The 17,735-nt window shown below is 63.8% G+C and carries 15 protein-coding genes; 7 read left to right on the top strand and 8 right to left on the bottom strand.

Features of this window, described 5'->3' with window-relative positions:
- Nucleotides 1–112 precede the first annotated feature (112 nt).
- Complete coding sequence (locus BM075_RS12645; protein WP_093361058.1) at nt 113–1,696, top strand: lysine--tRNA ligase; 1,584 nt, start codon at nt 113–115, stop codon at nt 1,694–1,696.
- 557 nt (nt 1,697–2,253) lie between these two features.
- Here BM075_RS12645 and BM075_RS12640 read toward each other — a convergent pair.
- A complete protein-coding gene (locus BM075_RS12640; RefSeq protein WP_342741248.1) occupies nt 2,254–2,505 on the bottom strand; it encodes a SlyX family protein in 252 nt (83 codons plus the stop codon).
- 50 nt (nt 2,506–2,555) lie between these two features.
- Between BM075_RS12640 and hisS the strand changes: the two genes are divergently transcribed.
- The 3 genes from hisS to hisG are packed head-to-tail and all read left to right on the top strand — an operon-like array spanning nt 2,556 to nt 5,855.
- On the top strand, nt 2,556–4,034 hold the full coding sequence (hisS, locus tag BM075_RS12635; RefSeq protein WP_093361056.1) for a histidine--tRNA ligase: 1,479 nt from the start codon (nt 2,556–2,558) through the stop codon (nt 4,032–4,034).
- A gap of 4 nt (nt 4,035–4,038) precedes the next feature.
- A complete protein-coding gene (locus BM075_RS12630) occupies nt 4,039–5,154 on the top strand; it encodes an ATP phosphoribosyltransferase regulatory subunit (RefSeq protein ID WP_093361055.1) in 1,116 nt (371 codons plus the stop codon).
- Nucleotides 5,151–5,855, top strand: a complete 705-nt coding sequence (gene hisG / locus BM075_RS12625; RefSeq protein ID WP_093361054.1) for an ATP phosphoribosyltransferase — start codon at nt 5,151–5,153, stop codon at nt 5,853–5,855. The genes BM075_RS12630 and hisG overlap by 4 nt, the downstream gene beginning before the upstream one ends.
- Before the next feature lie 9 nt (nt 5,856–5,864).
- Here hisG and BM075_RS12620 read toward each other — a convergent pair whose 3' ends face one another.
- The gene (locus BM075_RS12620) at nt 5,865–6,296 is read right to left on the bottom strand and encodes a DUF1489 family protein (protein WP_093361189.1); all 432 of its coding nucleotides are present in this window, start codon (nt 6,294–6,296) and stop codon (nt 5,865–5,867) included.
- A 134-nt stretch (nt 6,297–6,430) separates the two neighbouring features.
- Between BM075_RS12620 and BM075_RS12615 the strand changes: the two genes are divergently transcribed.
- From BM075_RS12615 to BM075_RS12605, 3 genes are all read left to right on the top strand, one after another.
- Nucleotides 6,431–8,923 (top strand): adenosylcobalamin-dependent ribonucleoside-diphosphate reductase, encoded by a 2,493-nt coding sequence (locus BM075_RS12615; RefSeq protein WP_093361053.1) that lies wholly within the window; start codon nt 6,431–6,433, stop codon nt 8,921–8,923.
- A 492-nt stretch (nt 8,924–9,415) separates the two neighbouring features.
- The gene (locus BM075_RS12610) at nt 9,416–10,549 is read left to right on the top strand and encodes a Rossmann-fold NAD(P)-binding domain-containing protein (protein WP_093361052.1); all 1,134 of its coding nucleotides are present in this window, start codon (nt 9,416–9,418) and stop codon (nt 10,547–10,549) included.
- 108 nt (nt 10,550–10,657) lie between these two features.
- Nucleotides 10,658–11,599 carry a LysR family transcriptional regulator gene (locus tag BM075_RS12605; RefSeq protein ID WP_093361051.1) on the top strand — a complete coding sequence of 314 codons (942 nt, stop codon included), beginning with the start codon at nt 10,658–10,660 and terminating at the stop codon, nt 11,597–11,599.
- A 108-nt stretch (nt 11,600–11,707) separates the two neighbouring features.
- Here BM075_RS12605 and BM075_RS12600 read toward each other — a convergent pair whose 3' ends face one another.
- Genes BM075_RS12600 through BM075_RS12575 form a run of 6 tightly spaced genes read right to left on the bottom strand, consistent with a single transcriptional unit; the run spans nt 11,708 to nt 17,673 of the window.
- On the bottom strand, nt 11,708–13,021 hold the full coding sequence (locus BM075_RS12600; protein WP_093361050.1) for an amidase: 1,314 nt from the start codon (nt 13,019–13,021) through the stop codon (nt 11,708–11,710).
- A gap of 56 nt (nt 13,022–13,077) precedes the next feature.
- A complete protein-coding gene (locus BM075_RS12595; RefSeq protein WP_093361049.1) occupies nt 13,078–14,133 on the bottom strand; it encodes an ABC transporter substrate-binding protein in 1,056 nt (351 codons plus the stop codon).
- Nucleotides 14,134–14,193: 60 nt separating this feature from the next.
- Entirely contained in the window at nt 14,194–15,015 is an 822-nt protein-coding gene (locus tag BM075_RS12590) for an ABC transporter permease (RefSeq protein WP_093361048.1), read from the bottom strand.
- A gap of 2 nt (nt 15,016–15,017) precedes the next feature.
- On the bottom strand, nt 15,018–15,836 hold the full coding sequence (locus tag BM075_RS12585) for an ABC transporter ATP-binding protein (RefSeq protein ID WP_245758834.1): 819 nt from the start codon (nt 15,834–15,836) through the stop codon (nt 15,018–15,020).
- On the bottom strand, nt 15,833–16,762 hold the full coding sequence (locus BM075_RS12580; RefSeq protein WP_093361047.1) for a polysaccharide deacetylase family protein: 930 nt from the start codon (nt 16,760–16,762) through the stop codon (nt 15,833–15,835). Before BM075_RS12580 ends, BM075_RS12585 begins: the two co-directional genes overlap by 4 nt.
- Nucleotides 16,759–17,673, bottom strand: a complete 915-nt coding sequence (locus tag BM075_RS12575; RefSeq protein WP_093361046.1) for a polysaccharide deacetylase family protein — start codon at nt 17,671–17,673, stop codon at nt 16,759–16,761. Before BM075_RS12575 ends, BM075_RS12580 begins: the two co-directional genes overlap by 4 nt.
- Between the last annotated feature and the right edge of the window lie 62 nt (nt 17,674–17,735).

Here is a 17,735-nt window from a genome sequence, read left to right as displayed (position 1 = left end):
GCTGATTTATTGACGCAGGCTCCGCCTAGCAATAGGGAGTGGGCCCGGTCGGGCCGGATGCCCGGACGTAACGCGCGGCATGGGGTCGCGCAAAGACAGGAAAGACCCTCTCATGTCCGAATTGCGCGACGCAGCGATGACCTCCAAGGCCTGGCCCTTTGAAGAGGCGCGCCGAGTGCTGAAACGGTACGAGAAAGCGCCGCCGGAAAAGGGCTATGTGCTGTTCGAGACGGGCTATGGCCCCTCCGGCCTGCCCCATATCGGCACCTTCGGCGAGGTCCTCCGCACGACGATGATCCGGCGCGCCTTCGAGGTGATCTCCGACATTCCCACCCGGCTCATCTGTTTCTCCGACGACATGGACGGGATGCGCAAGGTGCCGGGCAACGTGCCCAACCAGGAGATGCTGCGCGAGCATTTGCAGAAACCGCTGACCTCCGTTCCGGACCCGTTCGGGGAATTCGAGAGCTTCGGCGATCACAACAACGCCATGCTGCGGCGGTTCCTCGACACCTTCGGGTTCGACTACGAATTCTACTCCGCCACGGAGTTCTACAAGTCCGGCCAGTTCGACGAGGTGCTTTTGCGCGCGGCCGAGCGGTATGACGACGTGATGAAGGTCATGTTGAAGTCGCTGCGCGAGGAGCGGCAGCAGACCTACTCGATCTTCCTGCCCATCCACCCGGAGACGGGCCGGGTTCTTTATGTGCCGATCAAGTCCGTCGATGCGTCGGAGGGTACGGTTACGTTCGACGACGAGGACGGCCGCGAGTGGACGCTGCCTGTCACCGGCGGCAACGTGAAGCTGCAGTGGAAGCCCGATTTCGGGGCCCGCTGGGCGGCGCTCGGTGTCGATTTCGAGATGTACGGCAAGGACCATTCAACCAACACGCCGATCTATGACCGGATCTGCGAAATCCTTGGCGAGAAGGCGCCGGAGCATTTCACCTATGAGCTGTTCCTCGACGACAAAGGGCAGAAGATCTCCAAATCCTCTGGCAACGGGATCTCGATCGACGAGTGGCTGACCTATGCCTCCACCGAGTCGCTCAGCTACTTCATGTTCCTCAAACCAAAGACGGCGAAGCGGCTCCATTTCGACGTGATCCCGAAGGCGATGGACGAGTACCACCAGCAGCTCCGCGCCTACGTCGACCAGGATGCCAAGGGCAAACTCTCGAACCCGGTCTACCACATCCACACCGGCGATGTGCCGGCGTCAGATATGGTGGTGAGCTTTTCCATGCTTCTGAATCTGGCGTCCGTCGCCGGGGCGGAGGACAAGGAGGCTCTTTGGGGCTTTATCCGGCGGTATGCGCCGGACGCGACGCCGGAGGCCAATCCGCAACTCGATCAGGCTGCAGGCTTCGCGGTGCGCTATTACAATGACTTCGTGAAGCCGACGAAGACCTTCCGCGCGCCGGACGAAAAGGAGCGCCTGGCGCTGGAGGACCTCGCGGCGCAACTTCGCACGTGGGACGGTGGTCTCGATGCGGAAACGTTGCAAAGCGCGGTGTTCGCCGTGGGTAAGGCGCACGGGTTCGAGCCGCTGCGGGATTGGTTCAAGGCCCTCTACGAAGTGCTGCTCGGCGCGAGCCAGGGCCCGCGTTTCGGTGGCTTCATCGCGCTCTACGGAACTGACGAGACCGTCGCGCTGATCGAAAAAGCATTGGCGGGCGAGTTGGCGACCGCGTGAGTTGATCGGGGTGCCGCCTGGGCTAGAGCGCACAGGCGGTTCCCGTGACGATGGCAGGCGTTGGCATCAGCCGTGCAGCATAGTTGGCCGCCCGCTTACGAGGCCATGTCCCGTTTCACGTGCCAGTATGGCGCGTCGGTTGGCGGGACTCCGGGCACCCGTGTCGAAGCGGGGGCGGGGGTCGCATTCGACTCCCCAAGTTCGGATAGGCCGCGAGCGACGTCCCTGAAGGCCCGGTCTACGGCCCTGCGGGCGTACTCCTCACGTCGTCCGGCCCCGCGAAGCAGTCTGCGCAGCTTCGTGTAATTACGGCGAACCTGATCCACCGTCCTCCGAAGTATCTCGCTGGATGCGTCCGCCGTGCCGTCGTCACGGTCCGTCCGCCTTTGAGCGTTGCAAGAGGGCCTGGCACCAATATTCGTCTCGTTTGTACTATAACCATGTGTCATCGCGCTTCTCCTGCCGGCGGCTGTTGAAATTGGTCACCGGCTCGATGGTATAACGCGTTGCTCTCGCAAATGTTTCACGGCTCGCGCGAAGGCGCCGTTGCACCCGTTTCAGTAATGCGGGGGGCGTTCGTCGCCGAGGACGACACCGCCCGATCCCGCGGCCTCCTCCTCGGCGGCGCGGCGCAGCAGTAGCTCCACCTGCCGCACCAGTCGCTCGATCTCCGCACCCTGTCGGGCGACGATCTCGGACAGGTCGTCCGTCGCCGCCCGCAGGTGCGCCAGTTCCTCTTCGATCCGCTCTACGCCCATTGATTTCCCCTTCTTTCGTTGCGCCTTTTCCCCGTGTCGCTTGCGGGCCACTGCCCCTTCCGCTAGACGCTGCCGCGACGACTTACCCGAGGATCGCCAATATGGCCAAGGACAAGAAGCCCCGTCGCCCCCGGGCCGAAACGCCCAAGGGCTTCCGCGACTATTTCGGCGCGGAAGTGGCAGAACGCAACGAGATGCTGGCTCGGATTGCCGAGGTTTACCATCTCTACGGCTTCGATCCGCTGGAAACCGCCGCAGTCGAAACGGTGGAGGCCCTGGGGAAGTACCTGCCCGACGTGGACCGGCCCAACGCCGGTGTATTCGCTTGGGAGGAGGAAGGCGACTGGCTTGCGTTGCGCTATGACCTTACGGCGCCGTTGGCCCGTGTGGCCGCGCAGTTCCGCAACGATCTGCCGAGCCCCTATCGACGCTATGCCATGGGGCCGGTCTGGCGCAACGAGAAGCCGGGGCCGGGGCGCTTTCGACAGTTCTACCAATGTGATGCCGATACAGTCGGCGCGCCCTCCGTGGCGGCGGATGCCGAGATCTGCGCCATGCTGGCCGATACGCTGGAAGCGGTTGGCATCCCGCGCGGTGATTACCTGGTGCGGATCAACAACCGGAAGGTGCTGAATGGGGTGCTGGAAGCGGTGGGTCTAAACCCGGCGGAGGATCGTGAGACCGCCGACGCCGTGCTTCGGACCATCGACAAGTTCGACAAGGTTGGTCCCGGCGGCGTGCGGGAGCTACTGACAACCGGTCGGGAGGACCAGAGCGGAGCCTTCATCGACGGCGTGGGTCTTGGAAATGACGTGGCCGACACGGTTCTGGCCTTCATGCAGGCCAAGGGTGCGGACGCCGGTGCAACGATCGGGACCCTCCGCGAAGTCGTCTCCGGCTCCAACATCGGTGCCACCGGTGTTGATGAATTGGAGCAGATCGGGGACCTGCTTGCCGCGCAAGGGTACGCGGCGGACCGGACGGAGATCGACCCGTCAGTCGTGCGCGGCCTTGGCTATTACACCGGCCCCGTCTTCGAGGCGGAGCTGACGTTCGAGATCACTGATGAGAAGGGCCGCCCGCGGCAGTTCGGCTCCGTCGCCGGTGGTGGGCGCTACGACGACCTCGTGAAGCGGTTCACCGGGCAGGCCGTGCCAGCAACTGGTATTTCGATCGGTGTCGACCGGCTGCTGGCCGCGTTGCGGGCCAAGGGTCGGCTGGACGGCACCACAAAAGGGCCGGTGATCGTGACCGTCATGGACCGCAACCGTATGGCGGAGTACCAGGCGATGGTCGGCGAACTGCGGCAGGCGGGCATCCGGGCGGAGGTCTACCTCGGCAACCCGAAGAATTTCGGCAACCAGCTCAAGTACGCGGACAAGCGCAATTCGCCGGTCGCCGTGATCGAGGGCGAGGACGAGGCGGCGCGGGGCGTGGTGCAGGTCAAGGATTTGGTGCTTGGCGCCAAGATCGCCGAGAGCGCAAGCCTCGAGGAATGGAAGAGCCAACCGGCGCAGCGCGAGGTGCCGCGGGCCGACCTTGTGACAGAGATCGCCCGGATGATCGGGGCGGGGGACTGAGCCCGTGCAACCCAGCAAGGATCAGGTCCGCGCCGAGGCCGCGCGGCTACAGGCGATATTCTGTGACGCCGGTGCGCGGGCCGTCGACCCAGACATCCTTCAGCCCGCCGAGGTGCTGCTGGACTTGTACGGCGAGGATATCCGCGCCCGCGCCTACGTCACCGCCGACCCACTGAAGGGCGAACAGATGATGCGGCCGGACTTCACGGTGCCGGTCGTGCAGATGCACATGGCCTCCGGTCAGGGGGCGGCGCGCTACACCTACGCGGGCGAGGTGTTTCGCCGGCAGGAAGTGGCCGAGCCGGGGCGCTCCAACGAGTACTTCCAGGTCGGGCTGGAGATCTTCGACGCCGAGGATCCGGAGGAGGCGGAAGCTGAAGTCTTCGCCCGCTTTGCGGATGCCCTCGCGCCGCTCGGATTGCGCGCGGCGATGGGCGATTTCGGCCTCCTTACGGCGGCCGTCGGAGGGCTGAAGGCCAGTCCCGTGCGGAAGGCGGCGCTGATGCGCCATGCCTGGCGGCCGCACAGGTTCCGTGCTCTGTTGGACCGATACTCCGGGCGTACGCCGGTTCCGGCCGCGCGGGCTGACCTCCTCAAGCGGCTGACGCGGCTGACACCCGTGGAGATGATCACCGCCAGTGGGCCGTTGATCGGCCTTCGGACAACGGATGAGATTGCGGGCCGGCTGGAGCGTCTGCGGGCGGATGCGGCGGAAGCGCCGCTGCCCACGGCGCAGGTCACGCTGATCGACGATCTGCTCAGCATTCGGGAGACGCCAGCAAACGCGCTCGCCCGGCTGCGCGATATCGCTGTGGACATGCCCGCGCTGGACCCGGCCCTGCACCGGCTCGAACGTCGCCTGTCCGTCATGCGGAGACACGGCGTGGATCTGGATGCGGTTTCGTTCGAAGCGAGCTATGGCCGCACGACCATGGAATATTACGACGGCTTCGTTTTCGGCTTCTTCGCGGACAGGCGCCCGCATCTGCCGCCCGTCGCGTCTGGGGGCCGGTACGACGCGCTGACTCGGGTGCTCGGGCAGGGCCGGGAGATGCCGGCGGTGGGCGGGATGATCCGTCCCGGTCTGGCTCTCGAACTGGCCGGGGAGGGCGCGGCATGAACCTGAAACTCGGGGTGCCGTCCAAGGGCCGGCTGATGGAAAAGACATTCGCGTGGTTCGGCGCGCGCGGCCTCGACGTTCGACGAGCGGGGTCGGACAGGGAATATGCCGGCCTGGTGGGCGGGATCGACGGCGTGGATCTGGTCCTCCTCTCGGCCGGGGAGATTCCGCGCGAACTGAACGCAGGTCGCATTCATCTTGGTGTCACGGGGTCGGACCTCGTCCGGGAGCGCATCCCCGCATGGCGTGACCGCGTGGAGGAACTGGCCGGCATGGGCTTCGGGCAGGCCGATCTCATCGTGGCCGTGCCGAAGTGCTGGGTCGACGTGGAAACGCTTGAGGACCTTGACGCCGTCGCCGCCGCCTTTCGGGCAACCCACGGGTACCGCCTGCGGATCGCGACCAAGTATCACCGGCTGGTACGTGAGTTCCTGCGCCGTGCCGGCGTGGCGGACTACCAGCTCGTGGACAGCCAGGGCGCGACCGAGGGCACGGTCAAGAACCTGACGGCCGAGGCCGTGGCGGACATCACCTCAACCGGCGACACCCTGCGCGCCAACCACCTGAAGCTGCTGTCCGACGGGCTGATTCACCGCAGCCAGGCGACGTTGTTCCGCTCCAAGTCGGCAGCCTGGACCGCCGAGACGCGGGCCGCGTTCGATGCATTGTCCGATCGGCTGGGCGAGACCGCCGGGCGTTGAAGAGCGCGGTCAGCGGACGCCGATCTCCGCGAGCGCCATCTGAAGGTCGAGCGGCAGGTCGTCGTCTCCGGCGCGGCCCTCGGGCAAGTCGCGCGGCGCGTCCCCCGGCGCGAGGTAGCGCCAGCCCTGGAATGGGCGGCGCGGCGCGGACTCCGTCAGGTGGATCTGCGGGTCCAGCACGATGGCGCAGCGCGTAATCCCGTCTTCGCCGAGCGCCTCGTCCAGCCGCACCACCCGCTGACGGGCGAGGATCACACCGCGGAACACCCAGTAGAGCGAGCCGCCGTTCAGCAATTCCGCCTCCCGACGTGGCCACATACGGGTGACGTGGCGCGGCAAGCCGTCGGACCCGTGCGCCCGCCCGCTCGCCTGCCAGGTCCGCAGATCGTCGACCGAATCGGCGCCGACGCAAAGTTTCACGAGATTGACGTACGTTTCCAAAGAATCCCCCACGGGTATGGCCACATATCGTAGGGTCTTTTCGTGGTAGAGCAAATCCTTGTGGATTCCGCGACGGACCGGTATTCTGCCTTCCTGCCCGAGAACGCCGACGCCCGCGAACACCGAGGACCGCCATGACCCGCTTTGCCGCCCCCATCGCCGAGTCCATCTGGGACATGAAATATCGCCTGAAGCAGTCCGACGGCACGCCGCTCGACCTGACCGTCGAGGACAGCTGGCGGCGGATCGCACGCGCGCTGGCGGAGGGCGAGGCGGACCCGTCGGTATGGGAAGACCGGTTCTACGCCGCGTTGGAGGATTTCAAGTTCCTGCCGGCGGGCCGCATCACGGCCGGCGCGGGAACGGGCCGGGCGGTGACACTCTTCAACTGCTTCGTCATGGGCACTATTCCGGACAGCATGGGCGGCATCTTCGACATGCTGAAGGAGGCCGCGCTGACCATGCAGCAGGGCGGCGGTATCGGCTACGACTTCTCCACCATCCGGCCGCGCGGGGCGGATGTGAAGGGCGTCGCGGCGGACGCCTCCGGGCCGCTCTCCTTCATGGACGTCTGGGACGCCATGTGCCGCACCATCATGTCCGCCGGCTCCCGGCGGGGCGCGATGATGGCGACCATGCGCTGCGACCACCCCGACATCGACGCCTTCATCACCGCCAAGTCGGACCCGGCGCGGCTGCGGATGTTCAACATGTCGGTGCTGGTCACGGACGCCTTCATGGATGCGGTGAAGGCCGACGGGCCGTGGGAACTGGTGTTCGACGGCAAGGTCTATCACACGGTCGAGGCGCGGGACCTGTGGAACCGGATCATGCAGGCAACCTACGACTATGCCGAGCCGGGCGTGATCTTCATCGACCGCATCAACCAGATGAACAACCTCGCCTACTGCGAGACCATCGCGGCCACCAATCCCTGCGGCGAGCAGCCCCTACCGCCCTATGGCGCCTGCCTGCTCGGCTCCATCAACCTGGCGCGGCTGGTGGACCGGCCGTTCGAAGATGCGGCAGAGGTCGACGAGGCGGCGCTGGACGATTTGGTCGCGACCGCCGTCCGGATGATGGACAACGTCGTCGACACGTCCCGCTTCCCGCTGCCGCAGCAGGCGGAGGAGGCGCGCACCAAGCGACGGATCGGCCTGGGGGTGACGGGGCTGGCCGACGCGCTGCTGATGGTGGGGCTGCGCTACGGCTCCGAGGAGGCGGCGCGTCAGACCTCGCGCTGGTTGCACCGGATTGCCCGCGCCGCCTACATGGCGTCGGTGCAATTGGCGAGGGAGAAGGGGGCGTTCCCGCTCTTCGACGCCGAGAAGTACCTGGCGAGCGGCACGCTCCAGCACATGGACGAGGACGTGCGCGAGTCGATCCGCACCCACGGCATCCGCAACGCGCTGCTGACCTCCATTGCACCGACCGGCACGATCAGCCTTTACGCCGGGAACGTGTCCTCGGGGATCGAGCCGGTGTTCGCTTACAGCTACACCCGCAAGGTGCTGCAGAAGGATGGCTCGCGGACCGAGGAGGAGGTGGTCGACTACGCGGTGCAGCTCTGGCGGGAGACGTTCGGGGACCGGGAGTTGCCGGAGCATTTCGTGAATGCCCAGACGCTCGCTCCGGCGGACCACGTGCGGATGCAGGCGGCGGCGCAGCAATGGGTGGATTCATCGATCTCAAAGACGATCAACGTGCCGGAGGACATTCCCTTCGACGCCTTCAAGGACGTGTACCTGCAGGCCTGGGAGACAGGCTGCAAGGGCTGCACGACCTATCGGCCGAACGCTGTGACGGGGTCGGTTTTGTCGGTTAGCGATCAACCGGAAAAAACCATCGGCGATCGTATTAGGGATGCCCGTAAGGCTGCTGGGCTGACGCAGACGGATCTCGCGGTCTTGGTCGGCTACAGCAAGTCATACGTGAGCGAATTCGAGGCTGGAAAGAAGAATTTGCAATTGCGCCACGCGGAGAAAATCGGATCAGCGCTACGGGTGGATGCCAAGTGGTTGTTGTTTGGCGATGGAGGGCCCGCACCTGATATCGTTGTAAAGGGAGAAGCGGAACCCCTCACCCCCCATGGTGACGTGGTCTACCTGTCCGAACCGCTCGACCGTCCGCAGTCCCTGGAAGGCGCGACCTACAAGGTGAAGTGGCCCGACAGCGAGCACGCGATCTACATCACGATCAACGACATACTGCTGAACGGCACCCGGCGCCCCTTCGAGGTGTTCATCAATTCCAAGAACATGGAGCACTTCGCCTGGACGGTCGCGTTGACCCGGATGATCTCGGCTGTGTTCCGGCGGGGCGGCGACGTCTCGTTCGTGGTGGAGGAACTCAAGGCGGTGTTCGACCCACGTGGCGGCGCGTGGATGCAGGGCAAGTACGTGCCGTCGATCCTGGCGGCCATCGGCGGGGTGATCGAACGGCACCTGATCTCCATCGGCTTCATCGACGGCGAGGGTCTGGGGCTGAAAGCCGACCCGGAGGCCGAGCGCATGGCGGTCGGCGAGCGCCCCAGGGGTCCGGCCTGCCCGGCCTGCGGTCAGTACGACTTGCGCATGGTCGAAGGCTGCATGACGTGCATGAACTGCGGCCATTCCAAGTGCTCGTGACGGACGGCTAAGGCACGAAAAAACCGGCCGCATTGGTGCTGAAAACAGCCGATTGGGGCTGAATGACTGGATGACGGCCCAAAATCGGCGAGGTTTCTGCGCGGCTGACGGTATTTGCAGCGACGCTTCCTATCAGCGCAAACCCATTGGACAGGGAACGGTGAGTTGTTCATCGGCTGACTCGCCCCTTTTCCTGAACGGATCCGCGACTCCTGAACGCGTTCGATTGTCTCAACGGGCGAGATGAACGTTCTGCCCCGGCGTCTGGTACGGACCATGCCTGTACCAGGCGCCTCCAGTCGGACATCACATCGACCTCATCCCAAACTGCCCAATCCAAAGACGGACCCCGGTTTTTGTGACGGGTCTCTGAGCGTTTGTATGGCCGCTTACAACTTAATATTGACTTAAGTCATGTGTATATTAAGTGTATTTTTGTAATTTTGGCGCGTCCCCTGTGTGCCGCGCCCGAAGCGACAACAGGAGAATGAAATGGCAACAGTGGCAATCTTCGGCAGCGCCGGAGTGGTCGGGCTCGAAATTGCGCGCACCATGATTTTTCAGCCCGACGTGACCCGGTTGGTTCTCGTCGACATCGCTGAAGAAAAGATGCGCACCGAGGCGAACGACTGCATGATGCTGGCCGAGAAGATGCGGCTTGAAAGCGTCGAGGTGATCCCGGTCGTCACCGACCTGACGCGTGACGGGGCGATCCAGGAGGTTCTGGAAGTATACGCACCCGACGTTTCAATTCAGGCGGCAATTCCCATTTCGTGGTACACTCTTGCCAACTCCGTGCCGAAGGAGACCTGGAAGCGGGTCAATTTCGAGGCCCGCATCGGGCCGTTCCTTCCGCTGCTCCTGTCTTTCCCGATCAAGTTCATGGAGGCTTGGCGAGCGGCGGGCTCTCCGGGTGAGGTGATCCAGCTATCGTTGCCCGATGTGGTGAATCCGGTGCTGAAGGGTATGGGTCTCGCTCCGTCGTGCGGGTCCGGCAATACCGAGAACCTGTGCTCGACCCTGCGCCTCGAAGTCGCGGACCGTCTGAGCGCGCCGACCCGCGAAGTGGACGTGAGGCTGATCTCGCATCACTACCATTCGTGGTTTATGCATTCGCCCTCGGACTTGTCGGATCTGGATGATCGCATGTTCTACTTCCGCGCGTTCTGGAACAGTTCGGACGTCACGGACGAGATTATTGCCCAGGAAGATTTTCTGCCGAAGATCCGCAAACGCTATCCCTACCAGCGCCCCCGGTTCGCTGCGACTTCAGTTGTTAAGAACACGGTCAAGATGCTGCGGGGCGATAGTGTGATCACGCATGTCTGCTCCCCCGCGAGTCTGGGTGGAGGCATGGATGCCCGATTCACCGCCAACGGCTGGGAACCGGTCGTTCCCAACGGCCTGACGATGGCCGATGCGGAAGCGATCTACGACGTTGGGCGCAAGGCGGACGGCATCGAAACGCTGGCCGCCGACGGCACGGTGACCTTCACCGACAAAGCGCACGGTGCCATGCAGGAGCTGCTCGGCTTCGATTGCAAGGTGCTGCGTCCGGAGGACGTGCACGATCGACGTGACGAACTTTTGACGTGCATTCAGTCGCTTCGGAAGGCCGCGGCCTGATCATGAACCGGCCGGGCCGTGGACCGCAACATATTGGCAGTCAGACCGGCCCGGCGTAGGGTCCGCCAGTACCGGAGCCGACGCGGGCAGCAGCGAGAGACTAGCGTATTGGGAAAACTGCATATTCGACAGATCGAAGCGTTTCGTGCGGTGATGACCTACGGCAGCATGAAAAAAGCGGCTCAGATCCTCGGAATCTCTCAGCCTGCGATCAGCCGTCTCATCACCAGCCTGACCGAAAGCATCGGCTTCACGCTGTTCAACCGCCAGCAGGGCGGGGTAGTGCCCACGGACGACGCCAAGATCTTTATGGCCGACGTGGAACGGATGTTTTCCGGGACGGAGGAACTGGGGCGCCGGGCGGATGCGATCCGCCGGAAGGAGGCTGGTGTCGTGCGTATCGCGGCGATGTCCCATTACGCCAACGATCTGTTGCCGGAGCCTCTGGCCCGTTTCTCCAAGGCGCATCCCAAGATGAGCATCGTGCTCGAAACCCGGAGCAGGATCGAGATTGGCGACGCCGTGACCATGGGCCTGTGCGATATCGGCATTACGTCCCTGCCCATTCCGATCCTGTCAGCCGATGTCGTAACGCTTGCTTGCGAACCGGCGGTGGCGATCCTGCCGGTTGGGCATCCCCTGGCAGAAAAATACGAACTCGTACCAACCGACTTCGAGGGCCTGCGCTTCATCAGCTTCGAGAGTGGCACGCCGCTCCGTTTCGAGATTGATGCGGTGTTCGACGAACAGGCCGTACGGCGGGACATGGTGCTCGAGGCGGGCGCCCCGGAGGGGATCGTACGGTTCGTCGCCGCCGATGCGGGCGTGTCGATCATCAGCCCATTTTCGTCCGAGGTTGTCGAAGACGAGCGCATCGTGGCGCGGCCATTCGTGCCGCCCATCTTCGTGGAGGTCGGACTGATTTCGGCAAAGCGGGCGCTCACCACGGGCGCGCTGGCGCTGGTTGAATTTCTGAAGGAGGACTTTGCCTCGGGCGCGGCGACTGCGCGTTATGGAATTCAGGTTCTTCCTTTTGACAACGGCAGTTGAGCCACGAAGACAAGCAAAGATCGCCGTGCGTAGGTCGACCGGTTCGACCGGACGTTAACGCAGGTTGAGGTGCCCACCGCACCGCCCCTTCTGGCCAATCCAGATCTCTCAGAGCGCGACGATCGCTTCGCGTTCTTCCGCCGCGACGGCTGCGTGGACGACACGGGCGACCGCCATCACCGCTCTGTCCGCAAAGCGGGGGCCGGTGACGGTCAGCCCCACAGGAAGGCCCGAGGTCCCCTGCATCACCGGAACGGTGACGCAGGGAACGTGCAGCAGGGTCCAGAGACTATTGAACGCCGCGCTCCCATTGTTGCTGAGTCCGCGCGGCGCTTCGCCCGGAACGGAATAGGTCAGCACCGCATCGTAGTCTGAAGCAATCATGTCGAACCGTGCTCGGCACTGGGCGGCATGATCGTAGGCGCGGCGCAGGTCGTCGTCGCCGATCCCCTCGACGTTTTCGACCAACGCCCGGAAATGATCGTTTAGATCGGCATAGTCCGTGCGGTACTCCGGCAGGAAGGCCGCGCGCCCCTCGGCCCGCATCACCACGCGCGCACTATCGTCGATCCCGTCGAACTCAGGGGGCAGATCGAGCGTAGACACGCTGACGCCGCAAGCTTCAAGCAGAGCGCCCACGCGGGCGAGGCCGCGCCGAGTGGCCAGGTCGGCGCAGTCCGGGAAAGGGGTGTGACAGATGGCGATGCGCAGCTGGCCGGGCTCTGGGGCGTCAAGCGGCAGGGCCGGGTCGGGGACGAGACTGTCGTAGACAAGGGAGAGGTCGTCGACCGAGCGGGCGAACCATCCCAAGGTGTCGAGCGAGGGGGCGTACATCTTGATGCCTTCGCGGCTGATCCTGCTCCACGTCGGCTTGATCGCGCAAATCCCGCAGAACGAAGCGGGCCGGATGACCGAGCCGCCGGTCTGTGTGCCGAGCGCGACGGGCACATGCCCGTCAGCAACCGCTGCGGCCGATCCCGAGGAGGAACCGCCCGGCGTATGGGCGAGGTTCAGCGGGTTGTGTGTGGGTGCGAGGCGTACGGCAGCCGCGAATTCGACCGTCTCGGTCTTTCCGATTGGAATCGCGCCGGCTGCGCGAAGCAGGGCGACACAGGCCGCGTCCATATTTGGGACGAAGCCTTGGTAGATAGGTGAGTTGTATTCGGTCGGGAGGTCGCGGGTTAGGATCACGTCCTTCACACCCAGAGGCATCCCGGCAAGTGGCTTGGTGGACGGGTTGGCGCGGTCGAGCGCGCGGGCCTCGCAGAGGGCGCCTTCCTGACGGAGCGAGGCCCATGCTCTGACCTCCGGCTCTCGCTTCGTGATCCGGTCAAAACAGCTGGTATGCCAGGCTTCAACGGTCGAGGTGCCGGCGTGGATGGCGGCAATGGTGTCGGTGGCTGTGCCGATGGCCTGGGTCATATGTCTTCCGAGAGAACGAATGGGGGGTAGCGGCCGGGGCCGCTACCGGATCGGTGTCAGCCTTCGTAGGCGTCTGCCTGGGTCACAATGGCTTCATGATCGAAGTCGTTGCATTCCCGGAAAAACGAGGTGTCGTAGGCGCCCTCGGTCTCGTCTGATGAGAGAATGCCCGCAGCGACATACTTCTCAGCCGTGCCCGTCCACCGGGCGGTGTCAATTTCGCCGGTGCCGTGACCCTCCGGCAGGTTCTTGAGCGCCGAGGCCAGCCATTTGTCGAGGATGTTGACCTGAGCCGGAACGGCCTCCTCCTCAGAGATGCCGGCGGGCTTGGTGGTGGGGAAGACGTCGAACATGATGTCGATGGCGGCCTCCTTGTTGGCGAGGGTAAAGACCAGGCCCTTGGTCATCGCGCGGCAGTAGGCCAGCGCGAGATCGCGGTTCTCGGTGATGAAGTCCTGGCTCGCAACCAGGGACATCCCGGCAAGTTCGTCCTGAACGCCCAGATCGAGATACTTGAACTCGACCCCCTGGTTCTCCACCACGCCGAAGGCCGCGTCCCAGAGGACCGCGGCATCGACGCGGCCGTTCTCGATGGCAGCCGCCGCGGGGGCGCCCGAGCCGATGACCACGGGGGTGTAGGTCGGTTCCAGCCCGGCCTTGCGGAAGCTCTCGTCGATGATCATCGCCAGACCGCCGCCGGCGACAGGCACGCCGATGGTCTTGCCGACAAGGTCTTCGAGGGAAGAAATGTCGGAGCCGGCCGGAATGCCAACGGCGAACCCGTTGTTGCGCTTGAGTTCGTAAATCGCGGTCAGGTCGGCGCCTTGTTCGCGCAGTTGCAGCACGGCCTCGGCCATTGTGGTGGACAGGTCGCCCTCGCCGCTCATGACGATTTGCGCGGCCTGTGCCCCGCCCGAGGCGGCCTGCATATTCACGGTGATGCCTTCGTCTGCGAAGTAGCCCATTTTCTCGGGCACCGCATACATGAAGACCTCTTCACCCGGCGCCATGTTGGGGTGCGAGAAGATCAGGTTGACCGTGTCCTGAGCCAGGAGGGGAGAGGCCGCGCCGATTGCGGCAAGACTCAGCGAAATTAGAGTGTGCTTTACCATTTTAGACCCTGTTTTCAGTGATGTTTGTGAAGGAGCGCGCGGCAGCACTCCGGTTCGGGCTCAGTAGCTGAACCAGGCTTCCAGCTTTTGCATCGCGTAGTTCAGCAAAAAGCCGAGAACACCAAGAATGAGCAGCACGGCGAAAACACCGCCCATCTGCATCGAGTTGTTGTATTGCAGAAGCAGCAACCCCAGCCCCGCCTTAGCGCCCACGAATTCGCCGACGATTGCGGCGAGGAGCGAGATGACGGCGGCCATGTGCAACCCCGCAAAGATGAAGGGCATTGAACTGGGCAGGATGATGTGCCGGAAGATTTGCAATTCGCTGGCATTGCAGACGCGCGCCAGTTCGATCCGCTCCTCCTCGACCGCGTGGTAGCCGGCGATCGAGTTCACCAGCAGCGGGAAAAAGGTCATAACCACGACGATCAGTACCTTGGCGTCCAGCCCGAAGCCGAACCAGACCACCAGCAACGGTGCGATGGCGACCTTGGGTAGGGCCTGAAATGCGACGACGTAGGGATAGAGCACCCGTTCGGCCACGGGCCAATGGGCCAGCGCGAAGCCCATCGCGATTCCAAGGGCCGAGCCGACGACGAAACCAAGGAAGGCTTCCCACATCGTGACGCCGGTATGGTACCACAGGCTCGACGCGTCGGAGAGCGGCACGCGGAACCCTTCGATCAGCCACTGGAAAACGCTCTGCGGCGGCGGGATGACGTAGGCCGGGATTGAGCCGAAGTTTGTCAACCCGGTCCATATCAGCAGGATCGAAAGCAGAATCCCAAACGACATGGCGCGTTCGCGCCTGCGCGACGGCGTCGTCAGCTTGAGTTCCGGGTCTTTGGGCATGGAGGCATCGATGGCGCTCATATCGGTCATCCTCAAAAATCTCCCTCTGCTTCGAGCAACTTGCGGATCCAGCCTGAGTAGCTCCCGAAAGCATCAGAGTTGATCATGTCGAGCGTCCGGGGCCGGGGCAGGTCGATGTCCACGACCTCTGCCAGGCGCCCAGGGCGCGGCGTCATGACGAAGACGCGATCCGACAGGAAGACGCTTTCGACGATGGAGTGGGTGACAAAAATGATCGTCTTTCGGCTTTCCTCCCAGATGCGCAGGACTTCGAGGTTCATCTGCTCGCGCGTCATCGCGTCGAGGGCGCCGAAGGGTTCGTCCATGAGCAAGAGTTCGGGATCCTGCACCAGGGCCCTGACGATCCCCGCACGCTGCTGCATCCCGCCCGACAGTTCTTTCGGATAACGGTCGCCGAAGCCGTCCAGCCCCACAGTCGCGAGCAGGCTTTGCGCCCGTTCCCGCACCGCCGGCGTGATGTTCCTGCGGATCTTGTTGGGGAACAGCACATTCTGCGTGATCGTGAGCCATGGCAAAAGGGTGGGCGACTGGAACACGACGCCGATGTCCGGATCGGGACCGTCGATCGGCCGACCGTTCAGCGTGATGTCGCCTCGGGTGTGATCGAGCAGGCCCGACAGGATCTTGAGCAATGTGGACTTGCCGCAGCCGGAGCGCCCGACAATCGAGATGAACTCGCCGTCCCGCACATCGAAACTTACGTCGTCGAGCGCCCGCACCCCGCGACCGTCGCGGGTGGGGTAGATCTTGGTCAGATGGCGTGACGATATGAGCACGTCCGGCGTTGCTGGGGTGGCGGTGTCTGTCTGAGGGTTCGTCATCGCGGTCATTCCCCGAATTCCTTCCATGCGGCGGCGATCTCGCCCGTCGTGGCGACCCAGATTTCATCGCGTGCCGCAATCGCGGCGAGAACACGTTTGAGCGACGCGATGCGATAGGGTTGAGCAATGATCCAGGGCGTGAGGTTGAGCGAGGTTTGCCTGATCCCGCGTTTCTCGGCCTCCTGGCAAAGATACGCGATGCCAATGATCGACCGCCTCTCCCATTCGTCGAGCGGTTGGTTCTGCTCGAAAAGAAAACGTCGGTCCGACAGTTCGAGATTGAGCGGCATGGACACGATCCGGCCCGCACTGCTCGTCAGCCAATAGGCCAGATCGTCGTTCGCCCAGTCCGAGAGGTATTCGAAGCCCGCTTCGGTCACGAGCCTCTGGGTGTTTTTGGATTGTGTGTTTCCAGGTGAATACCAGCCGTGCACGGGCTGGCCCGACAGGTCGCACAGCACTTGGCGCGACTGCTCGATCAAGGCGCGTTCGCGGGCTTCGTCCATGTCGCCATAGTGCAACTGGCCCATATCCACCCCGCAGGCGGCGACTTCCCACCCGCGGGCCTTTGCCTCCTCCACGAGCATCGGATAGCGGCGCGCGGCCTCGGAATTGAAGGCGGCCGTGGCGCGCATACCGGCGCTGCCGAGCGCTTTCATCAACCGGAAAATCGCAACCCGGTTTCCGTAATCGCGCAGCGTGTAGTCCCAGAACGACGTGCCGGGCCGTTGCATGCCGCCGGGGGGCAGGATTGGCTCGCGGGGCATGTCCATCGGGAAGTATTCGACATAGATCGAGATCGACAGGGCGAGCAGCTTGCCATTGGGCCATGTGGCAGGCAGGTCGGTGCGCAGAAGCCGGCGGTAGTCGAAGCGGTCGTGGTCGAGACCCGGCCTGCGCTTGGAGTAGTCGAGATAGGTCCGGGCGAGCGTCATGCCGTGGCTCCCCGATCCATGCCGAGCCAGTCCCGGAACGACGCTTCGTGGTGATCTAAGAAATGGTCCGCGATCTCGCGTCCCGTGGCGAGCCAGACACCGGACTTGGAACAGATATAGTCGAGGATCTCGGAGAAGGCCTCGATCCGGTGGGGTTGGGCGATGACGTAGGGATGCAGAGGCAAGCACATTACCGTGCCGCTTTCCTCGCCCTCTTCCAGCAGCTGGTCGCACTGGGCCTTGCAGGCCGTGACGTATTCGGAGGTGGACAGCCCGCGGAAGTTAAAGAAAGGAACGTCGTTCAATTCGATGGCATAGGGTATCGAAATGAGCTTTCCCGCGCGAACGTTGAGCGGCGTCGGCTGATCGTCGTGCATCAGATCGAGCGTGTACTTGATCCCCTCTTCGGCCAGGACGTGCTGGGTGGTTTCGATGTTGGAAACCGCAGGCGACAGCCAGCCATCGAGTGTTTGCCCCGAGGCCCGCTTGATGGTGTCGCGGGCGTCGCGGATGACCTCGCGCTGCTGGTCCTCCGTCATGTCGTAGAGGTACCGGGTGTTGTAGATTCCGTGCGAGAACAGTTCCCACTCCAGCTCGCAGCAACGGTCGATAATGCCAGGCAGATGGTCACAGAGCGCGACGTTCAGCGAAACGCTGCCGCGCACGCCGTGGTCGGCCATGACATCCGCCATTCGGTCAAACGCGACCCGGTTGCCATAATCGCGGTGGGAGTAGTTCGTGATGTCGGGTTCCGGCTGATACCACACCGACCGGGTATTCGATGGCGGCGGAGCCCACTCATAAAACTCGATGTTTGCACCGACCCAGAACGCGAGGCGGTTGCCGCCCGGCCACGTGATTTTCGGCCGACCAGTGTAGGGCGCGTATGGATAGTGTCCCGGCTCTCGCATCGTCGATCTCGTCACCAGAGTTGATGTAAGTGAAAGTAACAACGCCGCGAAATAATTCTATG

The sequence above is a fragment of the Tropicimonas isoalkanivorans genome, from assembly GCF_900112335.1.
In the GTDB taxonomy this organism is placed as follows: Bacteria; Pseudomonadota; Alphaproteobacteria; order Rhodobacterales; family Rhodobacteraceae; genus Tropicimonas; species Tropicimonas isoalkanivorans.
This window is presented reverse-complemented; position numbering and strand designations above follow the sequence as displayed.